This window comes from Bradyrhizobium sp., from assembly GCF_036009065.1.
Classification (GTDB): domain Bacteria; phylum Pseudomonadota; class Alphaproteobacteria; order Rhizobiales; family Xanthobacteraceae; genus Bradyrhizobium.
The window spans coordinates 1-18,624 of the sequence record NZ_DASYMN010000145.1 but is presented as its reverse complement, the minus strand read 5'-3'; the positions used below and the strand labels follow the sequence as shown (position 1 = coordinate 18,624).

Here is an 18,624-nt window from a genome sequence, read left to right as displayed (position 1 = left end):
AAGGCTAAAACGGTTACCGAGATTACTTTCGCCGGTAGACGACGGCCTGCAACGGCTTGATCTTGAAATTGTTGCATGGATTGCGCGTTTGCGGACAGTTCGAGAAAATTGCGAGTAAATCCATTTCCACCTTGAACTCTATGTATTCACCAGCCTTCACGACCGGCTTTTCAATACCGAAAGCGCCGTTGTCGCCGATCGGGCAGTTCATGAAAACGTTCATTGGATACGGCATATCCTTCCAGGAAAGCCCCCAAGGAGCTCCCGCAGAAGCAAAATTATCTCTGCAATTGTGAGTGTTTTTCTCCTGATAACGAACTTCGTTCGTAAAACTTGAGCAGGCGCCGGCGATCATGTCATGCACGCCCTTGCTGGTATCGGCCACTATCGTCATCATCAAGTTGGCCTCATCCGAGAACAGGCCGTAGCCGGCTCCCGGAAAAATTCCTTTGTTCAGCAGCAGTGAGTTCGGCGGGGACAATTTCTCCTGCAGCCTTTTGAGATTAAACAAAACAAGATCTGCAACCTGCTCTCCTTCGACATTCACAATACGCAATACGTCGTCACGCCGAAGCTCGTGCGCAAAATGTCCCGCTGCGGGGACCAGGGTGTCACTGACAACTGCATATCCCGAAGGCACTTCTTGTTTCATCGCTCTTTCCAGCTTTGCGTTCGCCTTGTCCCGCGAGGGTGAAAGGTGATTGTTTGGTCGCAGATGGGAACGGGACTGTCAACTTTTTAGGACTAACCCTCGCCACATTATGCAATTACAACACAAGCTACTGTATAAATTATGTTTTCTACATTTGATCATCGGCCAAATATTCGCACTGGGTCTAAATGACGCACTGCAAGCAGCGGTTAAATCGCACAAAATGATCCTCGAATGATCCACCGTTCAGAAATTGGTACTGATAAAGACCGTGAAGCAGAACTCCGGAGCGACCGGAGACGGTGTTCTCAGACCTAGTCTGCGTCCGACTAGAAATGTGCGAGCGCCCCGGTGAAGAGTGAGCATCGTGTGTTTCATACCAAGACGATCGGGCGGGATCGGCCCGCGCGCTAAGTTAGACGATGATCGCGGGGTGGCGGGGCGCGATCATCGGACTGGTGCGATCCGAGGAGCTCTGGAAAGCCGCATCCTGATGGGTGTGTGCATAGGCGATAACAGTGAGATTCTTCTCGCGGGCAGATGCCCGTTCTAACTTTTGCTCATAGATGCGATAGACGGCCGCAATCTCAAGCGCAGGGTCCTTCCTCGCCTTCGCGCACGGAATTGTTGCAATCTGCTACTGGAGGCGTTCGCAGCCAGGGGCATTCGATCCAAGAACGTTCAACGAGTTTGGATCATGAAGGCGTATTTGGTTGGCTTGGGGAAGTCGCGCTTCACCGATCTGGTTGGATTTTCCGTGGAGTCTTCGTCGTGCTGGCCGACCACCTCCTATCCCAACTGAGGTTCTCGACCGAAATCTGTGGCGATCTCATAGGCCGCGTCCACATGCTGGGGGACAAGAGAGGGATCAAGCCGCTTTGCTGGATTCCCCGACGCAGTGTAGACAGCAACGTTGTCAGGCCATGCCGCATTTTGGGTGCCGGTTCATTTCATGAAACGGGACCTTGAGTTCGCGATATTCTTTGACCGCCAAGAAGCGGCCATCTCAGGAAACGTATCTATCCGTTCAGCGAAATAATATTCTATCTTAGCGTTTAGATCGCCGCCATTCTTTCATTCCCATCGCTGGTTGGAAGATCAACGCCGCTTTTGAGTCTTGGAACCTTACAAATCATGGCGCCGCTATGCGAGAGCGAGATTTTGTAACCCATTGCCCCGGGCAAGGCACCCGTAGAAACACGTGGTACTTAGAACCACTTTCACTTCGTCCAGTCGCCAATGCTTTCAACTTGTATTTTGGGCTTGCTACGTTCTAAAAGATTCATAAGAAGCATGATGGGAATCCTGAAGAAGGCCCTCTGCGTCGAATTCCAAAAGGTTAAGCTGGGAATGCTGTCACGCCTTTCGCGCGACAGCTCGACGGATGCAACATGATTACCAATGAAATAATAGACTTTCTCGACAAGCTGACTGCAGTCACGTCGGGACCGAGCTTAGTTGCGGCATTGAAGCGAACGCTGAACGGACTGGGCGTAGAATACTTCTCGCTTAATTTTCTGCCAAAGCCCAACCAAAGCTTCAAGGATGTGATGTTGGTCAATCATCTGCCGAGTGGCTGGCTGGACCTGTATATCCAGCAAGGCTTCGCTCACCATGACCCCTCATTGCGTCAGTGTCACTCCGTGGTGCATCCGTTCAGGTATCAAGATGCTCCGTTCGATCCAGTGCTCGAACCTGAGGTGCTAGAAGTCGTTCAGCGCGCTGCGGATTTCTCGATCAGCAATGGGCTGGTCGTTCCTGTTCCTGATTCTTGTGGCATCATTGGCGACGTCTGGATGGGCGGCAGGGATGTCTATTTGGAGTTCCGATCAACTCAGCTGCTGCACCTGCTGGCTTTGTATTCCTTTGATAAAGCTCAACAGGTTTCCGGGATCGCCAAGCCAAAAGTAAGCCTCACGGAGCGGGAAAAGGAAGTATTGAAATGGATTGCATGCGGGAAATGCGCCGATGAGATTGGCGAAATACTTCGAATTTCAAAACGAACCGTCGAATGGCACGTCGGGGAGGCAATGCAAAAACTTTCGGCGAAGACACGCACCCAAGCGGTTATTATTGCCCATCGTGCGAGACTTATCGAACTTTAGGATTTCTCACGGTACTATAGGAGAGGTCTCTATTCCATTATGGTTGTGCTCGCGCAGATCGCAAGGACGCCTTCCAGCTCGTTTTCGCCAAACAATCGGGCGGAGTAAGGGATGTCAAAGTACTAAGCGCAATGGCGCCGATTGCTTATAAAAAAGCCTGGTGCTGCAGCGACGTCTCAACTTGCAAGCCCTGTCTTTTTCACCAACCTCAGTCGACCACTAGCGTCTTTGGGTTTTCGGGAAGCACGAGTGGGCTAATGAAGCTTTCGCGCAGCAAAGTGGTAGCCTGTGCGGCGTCAAGAGGGCGACTGAAGAAATAGCCTTGCGCGAATTCACAGCCAGCCGACAACAGGAACCGCGCCTGCTCGGCATTTTCGACGCCTTCCGCAATCAAATCCGTATCCAGTTCTTCGGCCAAACGTATGGCAGCGCGATCCACCCTGGCGTGCCGGATTTCCGTGGTGCATTGGAAGATTAGCTCCTGCGCGATCTTGATCCGGTCAACCGGAAAGTTGGTAAGGTAGGAGAGTGATGAATAGCCGGTGCCGAAATCGTCGATCGCAAGTTTCAGTCCGAGCGCGCGCAAGCGTGCAATGATATCACAATGATGTTGGGTGGCCTCCATCAGCGTTGATTCCGTTAGTTCAAGCTTGATCCGTTCGGGCGCGATTTGCCATCGGGCGAGACTCGCGACGATATCCTGCTCAAACTCAGGCCGCTTGCACTGGATTGCCGACACGTTGATCGCGACCAAGGGCGGATCGATGCCTCCGTCCTGCCAGACCCGAGTCTGACGGCAAACCTTCATCGAATAGCCATTTCCCCAGTTCGACGATTGACCCGGTTTTCTCTGCGACGGGAATGAACACTGCAGGCGATATGGGACCACGCTGGAAATGGTTCCAGCGCACCAAGGCTTCCAGTCCGACGATACGCCCAGTTTCAATCTCGACTTGGGGTTGGTAATGCAAGGAGAGGCCGGCACCATGGATCGCGGCCATAAGGTCCCGGCCGAGGATCGCGCGCTCGCACGCATGCTGGTCGAACGTCTATTCCATCGGCACAATTTGAATTTTTGCGTTTCGCGTGCTTTTTGGCGGAGAGGGAGGGATTCGAACCCCCGATAGGCTTGCACCTATGCCGCATTTCGAGTGCGGTGCGATCGACCACTCTGCCACCTCTCCAGGCGCCACGATGGGCGGCTTGCCGCCCTCGGTCGGGCGGAGTTCTAGGCGAGGATGGCGGGCCAGACAAGGCGCGGGCTGAGGAAATTCGGGCGGTCCGGGCCCCGGACGCAGCGCAGCGCCACAAGCGCGTTTACGCGTGTCTTCGACGCGCTATGGCTCTTCGCGAAGCGGTGCGCTGCAGAGCCGGGCCGTACAGAGGCCGATGTTCGTTACGGTCCGGCTCTGCGGAGCGGCATGAAGAATGCCGCACTGCGTCCGCTGGAGCGGGATTTGGCGTAGGTCTCGTGCCCCGGACGCAGCGCAGCGCGCCGTTCTTCACGGCGTGGCGCGCTGCAGAGCCGGGGCCCGATTACTATGCGACGGGCTAAAGCCGGGTCCCGGTTCTGCGAAGCAGCACCGCGCGCGAGAACCTTACTCCTTCCCTTTCTTCTCACCCTTGCCGTTCTTCTCTTTCTTGCGGTTGGTGAACCGCGCATTGCCCAATCCCGTGCCGATGGTCAGCACGCCCCAGCGGTCGACGTCCTGCATGAACGGCACTTCGGAAAGGCCCTGCACGACGCCGTCATTGTGCATCAGCACCGCGGTGTCGTGATCGCCGATGGTGGGGATCGCCTCGACGAGGCTTGCCGGCAGGTTGAACTTGCTGCTCTCCCAATTGCCCGGCAGGTTCTGGGCGCCCTTTTCGATCGAGCCGTCGGCGTCGATTACGCCAGGACAGGAAATTCCGATGAAGGGCGCGAGCTTCAGGCCTTCTGCGTCGGCCGCGGTGATCAGGTCCTTCAGCATCTTGACCAAGCGCTTCACCGCGCCCTCGCGCGTCGGCTCGTCGTCGGCGTGGCGCCACAGTTCGGATTTCCACACCGCCGCTTTCGACAGGTCCTTTGCCTTCTTCCAACGCGTCTCCACCACGCCGCAGCGGATGTTGGTGCCGCCGATGTCGACCGCCACGATGCTGTCATGGGCCTCGAAAATCCATGACGGCGCAAGATGCAGGCAGCCGATCAGGCCGGCATCGTCGGGATCGAAGCGGATCGGCACCAGGTCGATCTTGAAGTCTTCGGATTTTAAAATGATGTCGGTACGCGCGATCGCGAGTTCGCCGACCCGGCTCTGCCGAAAACCGCCGCCGACCACGATGCGCTCGGTATCGGCCCACGCCTTGCTCTTGAGGAAGCGCCGGGTGACAAAGGCCAGCTCCTGGGCGAATTCCTCGATCGCGCCATGCACCAGGGCTGCGGCGGCGACGTCGTCGCCCATCAGGGCTTCATCCAGTGCGCTCTTGGCCAGATTCTCGGAAGCTTTCTTGCCGAACGGATCGTCGCCATTGCCGCGCAGCGGTTTTCGTAAACCATCCAGAATCCTTCGAAACGCACCTTTGCTGGCGCGGTCGCCGAGAAAACCGTCGTCGTCTTTCAGCTCGATATTGAAGCTATCGACATCAACCGACGGCAGGCGGGTCGCGCCATGCCGGGCGATGCCGGTGGTGGTTACGAGTTCGTCAGCCATTTTTGCCCTTGCCCGCTGGAGTCGGCGGGACAACGGCGAGGGAACCCATTGGTTTCATGGGCCGATGCCGCAGGCTGCGGGCACCCTCGCCACGGCCAAAATCCGCCAAATCCTTGCTTTTTGGCCGGTTTTCGTGCCTGTTTGCCTTGACTCCGGGCCTCCAACAGCTATAAGTCCGCCAACCCGGCGCGGGATTTTTCTCGCGCTGTTTGTTTTTGTGCTCTGCGCAAAGATTGAACCCATAACGACTGACCAAAAAGCCGGCCCGGAGCGATCCAAGGCCGGGATCGAACACGAAGGAATAAAACGATGTTCGCAGTCATCAAAACCGGCGGCCGGCAATATCGCGTCGTTCCGGATGATGTGCTCGAGATAGGCAAGATCGCCGGCGATGTCGGCACGATCGTGCAGCTTGGCGAAGTGCTGCTGGTCGGCGGTGAAACGCCGGTGCTGGGCGCGCCAATGGTAGCCGGCGCTTCCGTGGCGGCCGAAGTGCTGCAGCACAAGCGCGGGCCGAAGATCATTTCGTTCAAGAAGCGCCGCCGCAAGAATTCGCGTCGCAAGCGCGGCTATCGCGACGAGATCACGGTGCTGCGCATCACCGAGATCCTGACCAACGACAACAAGCCGACTATCGGCGCGCGCCCGAAGCGCGAAAAGCCGGTCGTGGCTGCGTCGGTGGATGGCGAGGACGACGCGCCGGCGCCCGCGAAGAAAAAGGCGCCCGCCAAGAAGCCGGCTGCCAAGGCTGCGGCAAAGCCGCGCGCCACGCCCGCGGCGAAGAAGACCGACAAAAAGTAAGCGTGATAAAAAGTGAAATGATTCCGTCAAGGAATTGATCTAAGAATTAGTGGAAGTTGGAGAGGGGCTATGGCTCACAAAAAAGCAGGCGGTTCATCGCGTAACGGGCGTGATTCGGCGGGCAAGCGGCTCGGGATCAAGGCCTACGGCGGCGAGCACGTGATTCCCGGTAACATCATTGCGCGCCAGCGCGGCACCACGTGGCATCCCGGCCTTAATGTCGGCATGGGCACCGACCATACCCTGTTCGCCAAGGTCGAGGGTCATGTCGAGTTTCGTGCAAAAGCTGGCGGCCGCACTTTCGTGTCGGTACTCCCGATGACGGAAGCCGCGGCCGAGTAAACGGCGGACCAAATGGAGTCCGCCGGGTCCTGTTGAACCGGCGGAGTCCAAAAAGGGCTCCAAAGGGGAGGCGGGAAACCGGCCTCCCTTTTTTGTTGCGTAAAAATCGTTGCTTACAAGAAGCATCCCGCAAGGAGCCCGACATGTTGCAGGACGTCCCGACACCGACGCCCACATTGCACGAAGCAAGACCTTTCGTCCTCGAGACCGAACGGCTGCTGCTGCGCAGGCCGACCCTCGCGGACGTAAAAGCCATTGCCCATCTCGCCAACGATCTTCGCGTTTCCATCAATCTTCGCCGGGTGCCGCATCCCTATGCGCAGGAGCATGCCGTGGAATTCGTGCGTTCGCTGGCGGACGAGATTCGCAACACGGTTTTCCTGATCGAGTGCGACCGCGCAGCCGTAGGCGTGGTCGGCGTTGACTGGCGCGAGCCGAAAGCGCCCGAGCTCGGCTACTGGCTCGGCGTGGAGTATTGGGGCCAAGGCTTTGGCACCGAGGCGGCGCGCGCGGTGATCGATTTCACCTTCGAGGAGTTCGACATCGAGCACCTCGTCTCCGGCGCGCGGGTGACCAATCCGTCCTCGCGCAACATCCTGGAGAAATGCGGCTTCCAGTGGAGCGGCGTCGAACTGCACCGCTTCGAAGCGCTGGGATCATCGACGCCGGTCGACCGCTTCAGGCTGAGCCGCGGCGTGTGGTCGTCGCTGAAGAACTGGGGCAGCTCGACGAAACGGGAGCGGTGACAACAACTCGTCGTCCCCGCGAAGCGCTAGGGCATGCATATCTTTTCAAGCCACGTATTAAGCCCTCATCCTGAGGAGCCGCGCGCTTGCGCGGCGTCTCGAAGGATGGCCCCAGGGCGCTTGTGGCCGATCCTTCGAGACGCGCCAAGAGGCCGCTCCTCAGGATGAGGGCAGTGTGTGCTGGCCAAGACTCCTGGCAGATCTGTGCATGCCCTAGCGCCTTCGCGGGGACACGCTGAATTTGTGTCGACGCTTCGTAAATTTCTGATTCATCGATTCAAACAGCCAAGCCTTTTCAAACAGCCAAGCCTTTGCATTCTCGCGGCGCGATGCGTCCGAGGTTTGCCAGTCCCTCGCGAACCCAAGCGAGGGGGTGGAGCGGCGGGAGGCGCCAGGGCACCAGCGGGCACCCTTTGAGGCGGGATTAACGTACCCACCTCGCGCGGCAAGGTGAACCGCGCGCGCCCAGTAACGTAGGGCGCAGCGCCTCCCGGCGCTCCACCGTTGGTCACCAGCCAATCAACCGAAGCGGCGATCACCCGCTCCGGACGATTACATTCCCCATGACTATATTCTGGAAAATAGGATTGTCAACCCAAAAAAGACTGTGGTCCCCGCGCAGGCGAAGGCGGGGACGACGACGGTGTTTGATGCTGCTCCGTGCTCACACCGGCGGATTAACCGTCGTCTCGCCGCGCCCCAATTGCTGCTCGCGGATGAAAATATAAAGTCCGGCGCCGATGATGATCGCCGCTCCCACAATCGTCGCCACCGACGGCACGTCGCCAAACACCACGTAGCCGAACATCACCGCCCACACGATCATCGAATATTGATACGGCACCACGACGCTCGCCGGCGCGAGTTTCAAGGATCGGTTGGTGCAGAGCAGCGCCACGATCGAAATGCATCCCGCCAGGAGGAACAGGCTGAAATCCGGCAAACCGGGCGTCACCCACACAAACGGAGCGAGCACCGCGCCGACGCTAAACGTGCCGGCGAATTGCGTCGCGGCCAGCACGATATCCGGCGTCGCGCGCAGCGAGCGGGTGACGATCATCAGCACCGCGAAGCAAAAACTCCCCGCCAGCGCGATCAGCGCCGGCCATGACACGGTCTGCGCCGACGGCTGGAGCGCGATCAGCACGCCGCAAAAGCCGACCACTACCGCACTCCAGCGCCGCCAGCCGACTTTTTCGCGCAAAATGATCGCGGACAATGCGGTGACGAAAATCGGACACGCCAGGTAATAGGTGATGACATCGGCCAGCGGCAGATACACCACCGCCACGAAGAACGCGGCCACTTCCGCGGTCGAGAGCACCATGCGCAGCAGCTGCAACCCCGGCCGCTCCAGCCGCGGCAAGCTCGCGCGCTGCCGCCAGATCAGCAGCAGCAGGATCGCCAGCGGCACCGCCGCGCGCAGCAGCAGCAATTCGCTGACCGGATAGCTCGCCACCAGCACCTTGCCCAGCGCATCGCCGAACGAGAACATGCAGACGCCCGCGAGCATCAGCGCGATGCCGGCGAGGCGGGCGGAACGTTCGTCGGTGGCGGTGGAGATTCTGGAGAGGATGCTCACGTGATTCCTTGGTCGCGCCCCACATTCAGCCGTCATCCTGAGGAGCCGCGCGCTTGCGCGGCGTCTCGAAGGACGGCCACAAGCACCGCACCCATGGCCATCCTTCGAGGCTCGCCCTGAAGAAGGGCGAGCACCTCAGGATGACGGTGTGCTGTTTGCATAGCAGAACAATGGCGGGGCTTAAAAGGTTGCCCCGCCCCCACCGCCGCACTACCTATACCTCATGAAATTCCTCGATGAAGCCAAGGTCTATATCCGCTCCGGCGACGGCGGCAACGGCTGCGTGGCGTTCCGGCGCGAGAAGTATATCGAGTTCGGCGGACCCAGCGGCGGCAATGGCGGGCGCGGCGGCGATGTCATCGTCGAGGTCGCCGACGGGCTCAACACGCTGATCGATTACCGCTATCAGCAGCACTTCAAGGCGCCGAAGGGCACCAACGGCATGGGCAAGGACCGCCATGGCGCCAACGGCAAGGCCATCGTGCTCAAGGTGCCGGTCGGCACGCAAATCTTCGACGAGGACCGGGAGACGCTGATCCATGATTTCATCAGCCTCGGCGAGCGATTCGTGCTGGCCGAGGGCGGCAATGGCGGTTTCGGCAACGCGCATTTCAAATCCTCCACCAACCGCGCGCCGCGCAACGCCAATCCGGGCCAGGAAGGCGAGGAGCGCTGGATCTGGCTGCGGCTGAAGCTGATCGCCGACGCCGGACTCGTCGGACTTCCCAACGCCGGCAAGTCGACCTTCCTCTCGGTGGTCAGCGCGGCAAAACCGAAGATCGCCGACTACCCCTTCACCACGCTGCATCCGCAGCTCGGCGTGGTGAATTCGGAAGGCCGCGAATTCGTGCTGGCGGATATTCCGGGCCTGATCGAGGGCGCGCATGAAGGCGCCGGCCTCGGCGATCGTTTCCTCGGCCATGTCGAGCGCTGCCGCGTATTGCTGCATCTGGTCGATGCGACCTGCGAACACGCCGGCAAGGCGTACAAGACGGTGCGCGGCGAGCTCGAGGCTTATGAAGGGAACCTCGCCGACAAGATCGAGATCGTCGCGCTGAACAAGATCGACGCGGTGCCGCCGGACGAACTGAAAAAGCAGAAGGACCGGCTCAAGCGCGCCGCCAAGAAAACGCCGCTGCTGATGTCGGGCGTGACCGGCGCCGGAGTGAAGGACGCCTTGCGCGCGCTGGTCGAGGTGATCGGCGAGGCGCCGGTGTCGGTCAAGGCAAAAGGCGCGGCGCAGGCCGAGCCGTGGACGCCGCAGACGGGCTAGGCGCGTCACCTCTCCCTGCAGGGAGAGGTGAACAAGTGAGCTTGTAATCGCCATTTCGATATCGCAGCATCGGCGCGTCGAAATCACCGAAGTGCCCTCATGCCGCGCCCGAACAACGTCATCTGGATCATGTGCGACCAGCTTCGCTACGATTATCTCGGATGTACGGGACACCCGACCCTGAAAACACCCAACATCGACGCGATGGCGGCGCGCGGCGTGCGCTTCTCCAACGCCTATGTGCAATCGCCGATCTGCGGTCCGTCGCGGATGTGCTCCTATACCGGCCGCTACATGCGCTCGCACGGCTCGCACTGGAACGGCTGGCCGCTGCGCGTCGGCGAACCGACGCTCGGCGATCATCTCGCCAACATCGGCGTGCGTAACGTGCTGGTCGGCAAGACCCATATGGCGCCGGACCTCGAAGGCCTGAAAAACCTCGGGATCGCGGCGGATTCCATCATCGGCGTGCATGTGTCGCAATGCGGCTTCGAGCCCTATGAGCGCGACGACGGGCTGCATCCTACGGGGCGGCCGCGGCCACGCTACGATGAGTACCTACGCGAACGCGGATACGACGCCGTCAATCCCTGGGAACAATGGGCCAATTCCGGCGCGGACGAAGACGGCACGCTGCAGAACGGCTGGCTGCTGGTGCATGCCGACAAGGCCGCGCGCGTTCCGGAAGAGCATTCCGAGACGCCGTACATGACCCGCCGCGCGATGGATTTTATCGCGGAGGCGGAGCAGGACGGACGGCCGTGGTGCCTGCATCTATCCTATATCAAACCGCACTGGCCTTATATTGCGCCCGAACCCTACGCCAGCATGTACGGCCCCGGCGACGTGCAGCCGGCGATCCGCTCGCAGAAGGAACGGCAGGAGGCGCATCCGGTGTTCGCCGCTTATATGGACATGCGCTACTCCAGGAACATGGCGCGCGACGAGGCGCGGGAAAAGGTGATCCCGGCCTATATGGGGCTGATCAAGCAGATCGACGATCAGATGGGCGTGCTGATGCAGTTCTTGCAGGCGCGCGGCCTGCTCGACACCACCATGATCGTGTTCACGTCGGACCATGGCGATTATCTCGGCGATCACTGGATGGGCGAGAAGGATCTGTTTCACGATCAATCCGCCAAAATCCCGCTGATCGTGATCGACCCGTCGAAGGCCGCGGATAGCACACGAGGCACCGTCAGCGATGCGCTGGTCGAAGCGATCGATCTCGCGCCGACCTTCATCGAATATTTCGGCGGCACGCCGCCGGATCATATTCTCGAAGGACGCTCGCTGATGCCGCTGCTGCGCGGCGAGCAGCCTGCGGATTGGCGCAAGGTGGCGTTCTCGGAATACGACTATTCGATGCAGGACGTGCGGCTGAAGCTGAACCAACCGATCGAGCAATGCCGCCTGTTCATGGTGTTCGACGGACGCTGGAAATACATCCACGCGTCGGGTTTCCGCCCCATGCTATACGACCTGCACAGCGACCCGCAGGAGTTTTCCGATCGCGGCGACGATCCGTCCTGCGCCGACGTGATCGCGCGGCTGCAGGCCGCGCTATTCGACTGGGCGCTGCATCCGAAGAACCACATCACCACCAGCAATGCGAAGATCGCCGGCTATGCGGACAACCAGCTTCAGGTCAAAGCCGGCATCCTGATCGGCATCTGGGACGAGGCAGAGCTCGCCGCGATCCGCGAGAGGATCGGAACGCTGCCGTCATCCTGAGGTGCTCGCCGTCTTCGGCGAGCCTCGAAGGATGGCAACAAGCGCGGTGCATGCGTCTATCCTTCGAGACGCCGCGCAAGAGCGCCGCTCCTCAGAGTTTGTGAATCTATTCGAGTTTCGACGTTTCTGCGGGTCCTAAGTCTTTGATTTGACTCATGTCGGAAAACGCAAAAATCAATAGATTCACAAGCTCTCAGGATGACGGTTGAGTGTGTGGCTCGGGTCAATTCGTAATCTTGTATCCCGTCGCCTTGACGATCGGTTGCCAGAACGCGGTGTTGGCAGCCAGCTCCGCGGTGAGAGCTTCCGGCGTCGTGCCGACCGGGATCAGGCCGATCGCCAACAGTTTTTCGCGCACCTCGGGTTTGGCGAGGGCCGCGACGGCGGCGGTACTCAATTGCCGGACAAACTCCGGCGGGCTGCCGGCCGGCAGCCACGTGCCGTACCAGGCGTCAGCCACCAGATCGACGCCGCCGTCCTTCAGGGTCGGCACGTCGGGCAAAAACGGCGAGCGCGCAGCACTGCTCACCGCAAGAATCCTGACGCCGCCGGCGCGGTGCTGGGCCGCCACATCGGCAACCGTGGTGATACCGAAGGGAAGATGGCCGCCGAGAAGGTCGTTCACAATCGGCGCGCTGCCGCGATAGGCCACCCGCGTCATCGGCGTCCCCAGCACTTGCTCAAGCCGCGATCCGATAAAATGCGGAATGGTGCCACTGCTCGGCACGCCGAAGGTGGCCTTGCCCGGATTGGCCTTGAGCCACGCCACGAATTGCGCGAAGTCCCCGGCGATGGCAGGACTGGCAACGACGGCGAATTCGAAGCGGGCCAGCAGCGAGACCGGCACAAAATCCCTCGCGGTATCGAAGCTCGGCGTCACCTCCGTCATGGGCAGCAGATACATGGTCGGGCCGGTGGTCACGAGAATCGTGGATCCGTCGGGGGCGGCGCTCTTGACGGATTTGATCCCGATCAGCCCATCGCCGCCGGTGCGGTTTTCGACGATGACGTTGCGATCGAGCGACGGGCCGAGATGTTGAGCCACCACCCGGCACAGCGCGTCTCCGCTACCGCCGGCCGCGAAGGGAAAGATGATCCTGGTCAGCGGACCGGCCTGGCCGAGCGCATCGCCTGCTTTCGCGGTCAACGACATGCCGACGCATCCGGCAATGAAACTTCGGCGGTCCATTCTCTGTACTCTCGCACGAATGATCCGGCGTATTACACCAGACCACGGCGCCAATTGAAATGACCAGCTTGCACCGGCAGTCGTCCTGCTGCAAAACGGTATGATTGCAGAATAGCGCAGGGAGGTAAATCGATGATCGGTTACGTTACGCTGGGCACCAATGATCTCAAGAAGGCCGCCGTCTTCTACGACAAGATTTGTGCCGAACTGGGCATGGGGCGGTTCATGGAAAACGACCGCTTGATCGCATGGGGCGGCCCGGGCAGCGGCGCAGGATTTGGCGTTGCGCTCCCCTATGATGGAAAGCCCATGACGGTCGGCAACGGCGTCATGGCTGCATTCGGCGCAAAGGACAAGGCGCAGGTCGATCGCGTCCACGAGCTCGCGTTGTCGCTGGGCGGCAGCTGCGAGGGCCCTCCCGGACAGCGCATGCCGAATTTCTACGCCGCATACTTCCGCGACCCGGAAGGCAACAAGCTCAACGCCTTCGTGATGGGCTGAGGCAGCGTGCAGAGCGCTTGTCCGGAGCGTTTGGCTTTGGATCGAAATGTCCTATGATGGCAGCGAGCAAACTCAACGAGCCGTCATTGCGAGGAGCGTAAGCGACGAAGCAATCCAGCTCTTCCCTTGCCTCTGGATTGCTTCGCGGAGCCTGTCATCGGGCGGCGCGGAGCCTGTCATTGGGGGCGCATTCGCGCGACCCGTTGGCGCCGACCCGTTGGATCGCAATGACGATATTTCGCCCCGAGCTGAAAAATTTCCGCCGCATCGTCGTCAAGGTCGGCTCGTCGCTGCTGATCGATTCCGACGCCGGCGAAGTGCGGGCGTCATGGCTGGCCGCACTGGCCGCCGATCTCGCAAACCTGCACGGCGAAGGCCGCGAATTGCTGGTCGTGTCATCGGGCTCGATCGCGCTCGGACGCAGCCGCCTGAAATTGCCGCGCGGCACCTTGAAGCTGGAGGAAAGTCAGGCCGCCGCCGCCGTCGGCCAGATCGCGCTGGCGCGAATCTGGTCGGAGGTGCTGGGGCATCACGGCATCGGCGCCGGACAGATCCTGGTGACGCTGCAGGACACCGAGGAGCGCCGCCGCTATCTCAACGCGCGCTCCACCATCGCGAAACTGCTGGAATGGCGCGCGGTGCCGGTCATCAACGAGAACGACACCGTCGCCACCAACGAAATCCGCTACGGCGACAATGATCGTCTCGCGGCAAGGGTCGCGACGATGGCGAGCGCCGACCTGCTGATCCTGCTGTCGGACATCGACGGCCTGTACGATGCGCCGCCGGCTTCCAATCCGGGTGCGAAACTGATTCCGTTTGTCGAATCCGTCACCGCCGAGATCGAAGCGATGGCGGGCGCCGCCGAATCCGAGTTGTCGCGCGGCGGCATGTTCACCAAGATCGAGGCGGCGAAGATCGCAACCTCAGCCGGCACGCACATGCTGATCGCGTCGGGCAAGATCGAGCATCCGCTGCAGGCCATCACGCAAGGCGGACGCTGCACCTGGTTCTTGACGCCGGCCAATCCCGTCACCGCGCGAAAACGCTGGATTGCAGGATCGCTGGAGCCGAAGGGCACGCTGACCATCGACGCCGGCGCGGTGACCGCGTTGCGCGCGGGCAAAAGCCTGTTGCCGGCGGGCGTGATCCGGGTCGACGGGCAGTTCGCCCGCGGCGACGCGGTGGTGGTGCGCGGTCCGGATACCCATGAAATCGGCCGCGGCCTTGTCGCCTATGATGCCGAGGACGCCGACAAGATCAAGGGCCGCTCGTCTTCCGATGCCGCGCAGATTCTCGGCGTCAGCGGGCGGGCAGAGATGATCCACCGCGACGATCTGGTGATTGGCGCAGCAAGGGGGTGAGGTTATTCCACATCGTCCGGGTGGAAATCTCGTCGGCCATGTATGACGCGGAATATATCGATGCCCTCTGGCACCTTAATGTAATAGATCACAAAATTATCGACTGCAAAACTGCGAACGTTCTTGCCAAACTCGGGGCGCGTACGACCTGCTTGAGGCAATGTCAGCAGCATATCGAACGTCTCCGTTAGGCGGTCGATCGTAGCATCGGCTGCTCTTGGACTGTCCTCAGCGATGAAGAGCCAGATCGAATCCAGATCATCTTCTGCATCCGGCCTGATATGGCGCCTAGTCATTCTTCTCCGTCGCAAGTTTGGCTGCAGCAAGCCGTCGACGCCCCCGCGCCTTGACCTCCTCGGCAAGTGTCTTCGGATCGAATTCTCGCGGCGGTCCGCTGTCCAACCCCTTTTGTATTTCGGCGCGCAACCATTCCAGTTTGGCTTCACGGCGCTGTTCGCGTTCCTCAATGATCCGAAGCCCATCGCGGATGATCTCGCTTGCGGTCGAGTAGCGGCCGCTGGCAATCAAGCTCGCGATGAACTCTTCGAAGTGCTTGCCGATGCTGTAGCTGGTTGCCATGGTCATCTCCGGATTACCGCATAAAGTAATACTTAGTGCTACTAACAACCGATTGCAAACGTAGGGTCCGGATTCGTCTTCTGGTGGAGTTCGACCAGTTACGCCCTCGTAAACGACTGATTTGTGGGCTATATCGGGCTACAAGTTGAAAATGGACCCAACATGACGGCTTCCCTCATAGCAGTCGACAGCTCAACCGACTTGCCGGCCCTGATGACCGACCTCGCCGCCCGCGCGCGATCCGCCGCGCGAATACTGTCGCTTGCCTCGCCGGAGCAGAAGAATCGCGCGCTCGACGCGATGGAGCGCGTCATCCGCGCCAATGCGGCGGCGATCCTTGCGGCCAATGCCGAGGACGTCGCCGAAGCCCACGCCGGCGGCGCGACCACGGCCTTCATCGACCGGCTGACCCTGACGCCCGGGCGCGTCGATGCGCTGGCCGACGGCATCCGTACCGTGCGCGATATTCCCGATCCCGTCGGCGTCATCACCGAGCGCTGGCAGCGTCCCAACGGCATGACCATCGAGCGCGTGCGGGTGCCGCTTGGCGTCGTCGCGGTGATTTTCGAGAGCCGACCCAACGTCGCGGCGGACGCCGGCGTGCTGTGCCTGAAATCCGGCAACGCCGTGATCCTGCGCGGCGGCTCCGACAGTTTTCGATCCTGCCGTGCGATTCATGACTGCCTGGCGCAGGGTTTGCGCGAAGCGGGCCTGCCGGAGGCCGCGATCACGCTGGTACCGACCCGCGACCGCGCCGCGGTCGGGCTGCTGCTCGGCGGCCTCAACGGCGCCATCGACGTCATCGTACCGCGCGGGGGCAAAAGCCTGGTCGCGCGCGTCGAGGCCGAAGCACGGGTGCCGGTGTTCGCGCATCTGGAAGGCGTCAACCACGTCTATGTCGACCACGCCGCCAATCTCGAAATGGCCAAGTCGATTGTGCTGAACGCAAAGATGCGGCGCCCAGGCGTCTGCGGCGCCGCCGAAACCCTGCTGATCGATCGCGCCGGCGTGGCGGCGAATTTGAAGCCATTGGTCGAGATGCTGATCGACGCCGGCTGCGAGGTGCGCGGCGACGACGCCGTGCAGCGCGTCGACTCGCGGGTAAAACCGGCGTCGGACGAGGATTGGGACACCGAGTATGAAGACGCCATCATCGCGGCAAAAGTGGTCGGCGGGGTCGATGAGGCCATCGCGCACATCCGCCGACACGGCTCGCAGCACACCGATGCGATCGTGACGGAAAACGCAAGTACCGCGCAAAAATTTCTAAACGAAGTCGATTCGGCGATCGTGCTGCATAACGCTTCGACGCAATTCGCCGATGGCGGAGAATTCGGTTTTGGCGCGGAGATTGGAATCGCGACGGGCAAATTCCACGCCCGCGGTCCGGTCGGCGCCGAGCAACTGACCAGCTTCAAGTATCGCATTCATGGCACCGGACAGACCCGGCCGTGAAGGCCATAGCGTTTTCAAGCGGAGTGGCAACCGGTTCGCGTGAAGAAAACGCGTCAAGCATGCTTGCGCACGCGGTGACCGATTTGAAAGCCGCGGCGCGGTCCGCCTCATCCTCCCATGGAATCCCGTTTCATACCGATGGCATGCGCATCGGCCTGCTCGGCGGTTCATTCAATCCGCCCCATGCCGCGCATCGCGCGGTCAGCCGGTTCGCGATCAAGCGGCTGGAACTCGACCACGTGTGGTGGCTGGTCACCCCGGGCAATCCGCTCAAAGAGCAGGGCGCCTTGCGCGACCTCGAACAGCGCGCCGCCGCCGCGCGCAAAATGGCCGACGATCCGCGCATCGATGTGAGTTGTCTCGAATCCGTCATCGGGACCCGCTACACTGTGGATACCATCACCTATCTGCGCCGCCGCTGCTCCGGCCTGCGCCTGGTCTGGATCATGGGCGCCGACAATCTCGCGCAATTCCATCGCTGGGAAAACTGGCGGCGCATCGCATCCGAGGTGCCGATGGCGGTGATCGATCGTCCACCGCAAAGCTTTCGCGCGCTGGCCGCGCCCGCCGCGCTGGCGCTCGGGCGGTATCGCATTCCGGAAAGCTGTGCCGGCAGGCTCGCCGACCGCCGCGCTCCGGCCTGGGTGTTTCTGACCGGCATGAAATCTACCTTGTCATCGACCGGTCTTCGGAACCCGGATGGCAGTTGGGCAACACAACGCAAGAAGTGAATCGGCCGCATCACTGGAATATTGAAACCGTTAACCCCACATGCCTAGTATAGTCATCGGGCGCCGGGATTCGGCGTTCGCGATACAGTGAAAGGAATGGTCCCTGGCCACATCTGTATTGTCCAAGTCTGTTTTACCCAAGCGTAAAACATCGACACCAGCCGTGGTTTTGCAGGCGCAGCCTGACGCCGACAAAACCCTGAACCTGATCCTCTCCCGCCTCGACGATATGAAGGCGGAAGAAACGGTCACCATCGATCTTCGTGGCAAATCCGCCTTCTCCGATTACATGGTCGTCACCTCGGGCCGGGCCAACCGGCACGTCGGCGCGATCGCGGAGAACGTCACGAAGGGTCTTAAAGAGACCGGCATCAAAAGCATCCATGTCGAGGGCTTGCCCAATTGCGACTGGGTGCTGATCGATTCCGGCGACGTGATCGTGCACGTGTTCAGACCCGAGGTCCGCGAATTCTACAACCTGGAAAGGTTGTGGACGCAAAGCCCGACGGCGGCGAAGACGCTCTAGGTTCGAAGGCCGATGAGAATCGGCCGGGCGCATGCTAGCCTGCGCGTATGCGCCTCATCGTCATTGCAGTCGGCCGCCTCAAGCAGGGCCCGGAGCGGGAACTTGCCGAACGCTATCGCGCACGATTTGGCGAACTGGGCCGCAAGCTCGGCTTTCGCGGCCTTGCGATTCATGAAATTCCGGAAAGCCGCGCACGGGACAGCGCTACCCGCATAAACGAGGAAGCCGCGGCGATTTCTGCGCAAATCCCGGAAAAATCCGTTCTGGTAGCGCTCGATGGACGCGGCGAGAGCATCGACAGCGCGACGTTTGCGCGGCATCTTGGGCGCTGGCGGGATGAGTCGGTCGCCA

General features: G+C 60.8%; 20 protein-coding genes and 1 tRNA gene. 12 read left to right on the top strand and 9 right to left on the bottom strand.

Translation table 11 applies throughout. The annotated features are described in order from the left end of the window. Nucleotides 1–22: 22 nt before the first annotated feature. On the bottom strand, nt 23–652 hold the full coding sequence (locus VGP39_RS08815; protein ID WP_327567719.1) for an urea carboxylase-associated family protein: 630 nt from the start codon (nt 650–652) through the stop codon (nt 23–25). A gap of 1,391 nt (nt 653–2,043) precedes the next feature. Between VGP39_RS08815 and VGP39_RS08810 the strand changes: the two genes are divergently transcribed. Further along, a complete protein-coding gene (locus VGP39_RS08810) occupies nt 2,044–2,757 on the top strand; it encodes a LuxR family transcriptional regulator (protein ID WP_327567718.1) in 714 nt (237 codons plus the stop codon). Nucleotides 2,758–2,965: 208 nt separating this feature from the next. Here VGP39_RS08810 and VGP39_RS08805 read toward each other — a convergent pair whose 3' ends face one another. From VGP39_RS08805 to VGP39_RS08795, 4 genes are all read right to left on the bottom strand, one after another. Then, complete coding sequence (locus VGP39_RS08805) at nt 2,966–3,565, bottom strand: EAL domain-containing protein (RefSeq protein ID WP_327567717.1); 600 nt, start codon at nt 3,563–3,565, stop codon at nt 2,966–2,968. After that, entirely contained in the window at nt 3,468–3,758 is a 291-nt protein-coding gene (locus tag VGP39_RS28135; RefSeq protein ID WP_414644606.1) for an EAL domain-containing protein, read from the bottom strand. Before VGP39_RS28135 ends, VGP39_RS08805 begins: the two co-directional genes overlap by 98 nt. A 93-nt stretch (nt 3,759–3,851) precedes the next feature. Continuing rightward, nucleotides 3,852–3,941 (bottom strand) — tRNA-Ser (locus tag VGP39_RS08800). Nucleotides 3,942–4,355: 414 nt separating this feature from the next. Further along, the gene (locus VGP39_RS08795; protein ID WP_327567716.1) at nt 4,356–5,450 is read right to left on the bottom strand and encodes an ROK family protein; all 1,095 of its coding nucleotides are present in this window, start codon (nt 5,448–5,450) and stop codon (nt 4,356–4,358) included. Between the two features lie 309 nt (nt 5,451–5,759). Between VGP39_RS08795 and rplU the strand changes: the two genes are divergently transcribed. From rplU to VGP39_RS08780, 3 genes are all read left to right on the top strand, one after another. After that, nucleotides 5,760–6,251, top strand: coding sequence for a 50S ribosomal protein L21 (gene rplU, locus VGP39_RS08790; protein ID WP_327567715.1), 492 nt, complete (start codon nt 5,760–5,762; stop codon nt 6,249–6,251). 69 nt (nt 6,252–6,320) lie between these two features. Then, complete coding sequence (gene rpmA, locus VGP39_RS08785; protein WP_327567714.1) at nt 6,321–6,593, top strand: 50S ribosomal protein L27; 273 nt, start codon at nt 6,321–6,323, stop codon at nt 6,591–6,593. A gap of 143 nt (nt 6,594–6,736) precedes the next feature. After that, a complete protein-coding gene (locus VGP39_RS08780) occupies nt 6,737–7,339 on the top strand; it encodes a GNAT family N-acetyltransferase (protein WP_327567713.1) in 603 nt (200 codons plus the stop codon). A 664-nt stretch (nt 7,340–8,003) separates the two neighbouring features. On the opposite strand, the gene VGP39_RS08775 is transcribed toward VGP39_RS08780, so the two are convergent. After that, on the bottom strand, nt 8,004–8,921 hold the full coding sequence (locus tag VGP39_RS08775) for a DMT family transporter (RefSeq protein WP_327567712.1): 918 nt from the start codon (nt 8,919–8,921) through the stop codon (nt 8,004–8,006). Between the two features lie 223 nt (nt 8,922–9,144). Here VGP39_RS08775 and obgE point away from each other — a divergent pair, with 223 nt between their 5' ends. Next, nucleotides 9,145–10,194 (top strand): GTPase ObgE, encoded by a 1,050-nt coding sequence (gene obgE / locus VGP39_RS08770; RefSeq protein ID WP_327567711.1) that lies wholly within the window; start codon nt 9,145–9,147, stop codon nt 10,192–10,194. A gap of 99 nt (nt 10,195–10,293) precedes the next feature. After that, nucleotides 10,294–11,928 carry an alkaline phosphatase family protein gene (locus tag VGP39_RS08765; RefSeq protein WP_327567710.1) on the top strand — a complete coding sequence of 545 codons (1,635 nt, stop codon included), beginning with the start codon at nt 10,294–10,296 and terminating at the stop codon, nt 11,926–11,928. 223 nt (nt 11,929–12,151) lie between these two features. Here VGP39_RS08765 and VGP39_RS08760 read toward each other — a convergent pair whose 3' ends face one another. Further along, entirely contained in the window at nt 12,152–13,081 is a 930-nt protein-coding gene (locus VGP39_RS08760) for a Bug family tripartite tricarboxylate transporter substrate binding protein (RefSeq protein ID WP_327567709.1), read from the bottom strand. Nucleotides 13,082–13,249: 168 nt separating this feature from the next. Between VGP39_RS08760 and VGP39_RS08755 the strand changes: the two genes are divergently transcribed. Together VGP39_RS08755 and proB are read left to right on the top strand one after the other, a co-directional pair. Beyond that, complete coding sequence (locus VGP39_RS08755) at nt 13,250–13,618, top strand: VOC family protein (protein WP_327567708.1); 369 nt, start codon at nt 13,250–13,252, stop codon at nt 13,616–13,618. 233 nt (nt 13,619–13,851) lie between these two features. After that, entirely contained in the window at nt 13,852–14,982 is a 1,131-nt protein-coding gene (proB, locus tag VGP39_RS08750) for a glutamate 5-kinase (RefSeq protein ID WP_327567731.1), read from the top strand. A gap of 2 nt (nt 14,983–14,984) precedes the next feature. Here the strand turns inward: proB and VGP39_RS08745 are convergent, their stop codons facing one another. Together VGP39_RS08745 and VGP39_RS08740 are read right to left on the bottom strand one after the other, a co-directional pair. Beyond that, on the bottom strand, nt 14,985–15,278 hold the full coding sequence (locus VGP39_RS08745; protein WP_327567707.1) for a type II toxin-antitoxin system RelE/ParE family toxin: 294 nt from the start codon (nt 15,276–15,278) through the stop codon (nt 14,985–14,987). Next, nucleotides 15,271–15,561, bottom strand: a complete 291-nt coding sequence (locus VGP39_RS08740; RefSeq protein WP_327567706.1) for a type II toxin-antitoxin system ParD family antitoxin — start codon at nt 15,559–15,561, stop codon at nt 15,271–15,273. The genes VGP39_RS08745 and VGP39_RS08740 overlap by 8 nt, the downstream gene beginning before the upstream one ends. Before the next feature lie 162 nt (nt 15,562–15,723). Here VGP39_RS08740 and VGP39_RS08735 point away from each other — a divergent pair, with 162 nt between their 5' ends. From VGP39_RS08735 to VGP39_RS08720, 4 genes are all read left to right on the top strand, one after another. Next, entirely contained in the window at nt 15,724–17,016 is a 1,293-nt protein-coding gene (locus tag VGP39_RS08735) for a glutamate-5-semialdehyde dehydrogenase (RefSeq protein WP_327567705.1), read from the top strand. A 143-nt stretch (nt 17,017–17,159) separates the two neighbouring features. Next, the gene (locus VGP39_RS08730) at nt 17,160–17,747 is read left to right on the top strand and encodes a nicotinate-nucleotide adenylyltransferase (protein WP_327567730.1); all 588 of its coding nucleotides are present in this window, start codon (nt 17,160–17,162) and stop codon (nt 17,745–17,747) included. A 169-nt stretch (nt 17,748–17,916) separates the two neighbouring features. Beyond that, entirely contained in the window at nt 17,917–18,273 is a 357-nt protein-coding gene (gene rsfS / locus VGP39_RS08725; RefSeq protein ID WP_327567729.1) for a ribosome silencing factor, read from the top strand. A gap of 47 nt (nt 18,274–18,320) precedes the next feature. Next, nucleotides 18,321–18,624 (top strand): 23S rRNA (pseudouridine(1915)-N(3))-methyltransferase RlmH (locus VGP39_RS08720; protein ID WP_327567704.1); only part of this gene is annotated, 304 nt, incomplete at its 3' end.

What these genes read in the sequence shown, in the direction of transcription:
- VGP39_RS08795 (WP_327567716.1), bottom strand. Translation starts at nt 5,450, where the DNA reads ATGGCTGACGAACTCGTAACCACCACCGGCATCGCCCGGCATGGCGCG.
- VGP39_RS08780 (WP_327567713.1), top strand. Translation starts at nt 6,737, where the DNA reads ATGTTGCAGGACGTCCCGACACCGACGCCCACATTGCACGAAGCAAGA.
- rpmA (WP_327567714.1), top strand. Translation starts at nt 6,321, where the DNA reads ATGGCTCACAAAAAAGCAGGCGGTTCATCGCGTAACGGGCGTGATTCG.
- VGP39_RS08815 (WP_327567719.1), bottom strand. Translation starts at nt 652, where the DNA reads ATGAAACAAGAAGTGCCTTCGGGATATGCAGTTGTCAGTGACACCCTG.
- VGP39_RS08805 (WP_327567717.1), bottom strand. Translation starts at nt 3,565, where the DNA reads ATGAAGGTTTGCCGTCAGACTCGGGTCTGGCAGGACGGAGGCATCGAT.
- VGP39_RS08745 (WP_327567707.1), bottom strand. Translation starts at nt 15,278, where the DNA reads ATGACTAGGCGCCATATCAGGCCGGATGCAGAAGATGATCTGGATTCG.
- rplU (WP_327567715.1), top strand. Translation starts at nt 5,760, where the DNA reads ATGTTCGCAGTCATCAAAACCGGCGGCCGGCAATATCGCGTCGTTCCG.
- VGP39_RS08735 (WP_327567705.1), top strand. Translation starts at nt 15,724, where the DNA reads ATGACGGCTTCCCTCATAGCAGTCGACAGCTCAACCGACTTGCCGGCC.
- VGP39_RS08740 (WP_327567706.1), bottom strand. Translation starts at nt 15,561, where the DNA reads ATGGCAACCAGCTACAGCATCGGCAAGCACTTCGAAGAGTTCATCGCG.
- VGP39_RS08760 (WP_327567709.1), bottom strand. Translation starts at nt 13,081, where the DNA reads ATGTCGTTGACCGCGAAAGCAGGCGATGCGCTCGGCCAGGCCGGTCCG.
- obgE (WP_327567711.1), top strand. Translation starts at nt 9,145, where the DNA reads ATGAAATTCCTCGATGAAGCCAAGGTCTATATCCGCTCCGGCGACGGC.
- VGP39_RS08730 (WP_327567730.1), top strand. Translation starts at nt 17,160, where the DNA reads ATGCGCATCGGCCTGCTCGGCGGTTCATTCAATCCGCCCCATGCCGCG.
- VGP39_RS08810 (WP_327567718.1), top strand. Translation starts at nt 2,044, where the DNA reads ATGATTACCAATGAAATAATAGACTTTCTCGACAAGCTGACTGCAGTC.
- VGP39_RS28135 (WP_414644606.1), bottom strand. Translation starts at nt 3,758, where the DNA reads ATGGCCGCGATCCATGGTGCCGGCCTCTCCTTGCATTACCAACCCCAA.
- VGP39_RS08765 (WP_327567710.1), top strand. Translation starts at nt 10,294, where the DNA reads ATGCCGCGCCCGAACAACGTCATCTGGATCATGTGCGACCAGCTTCGC.
- VGP39_RS08755 (WP_327567708.1), top strand. Translation starts at nt 13,250, where the DNA reads ATGATCGGTTACGTTACGCTGGGCACCAATGATCTCAAGAAGGCCGCC.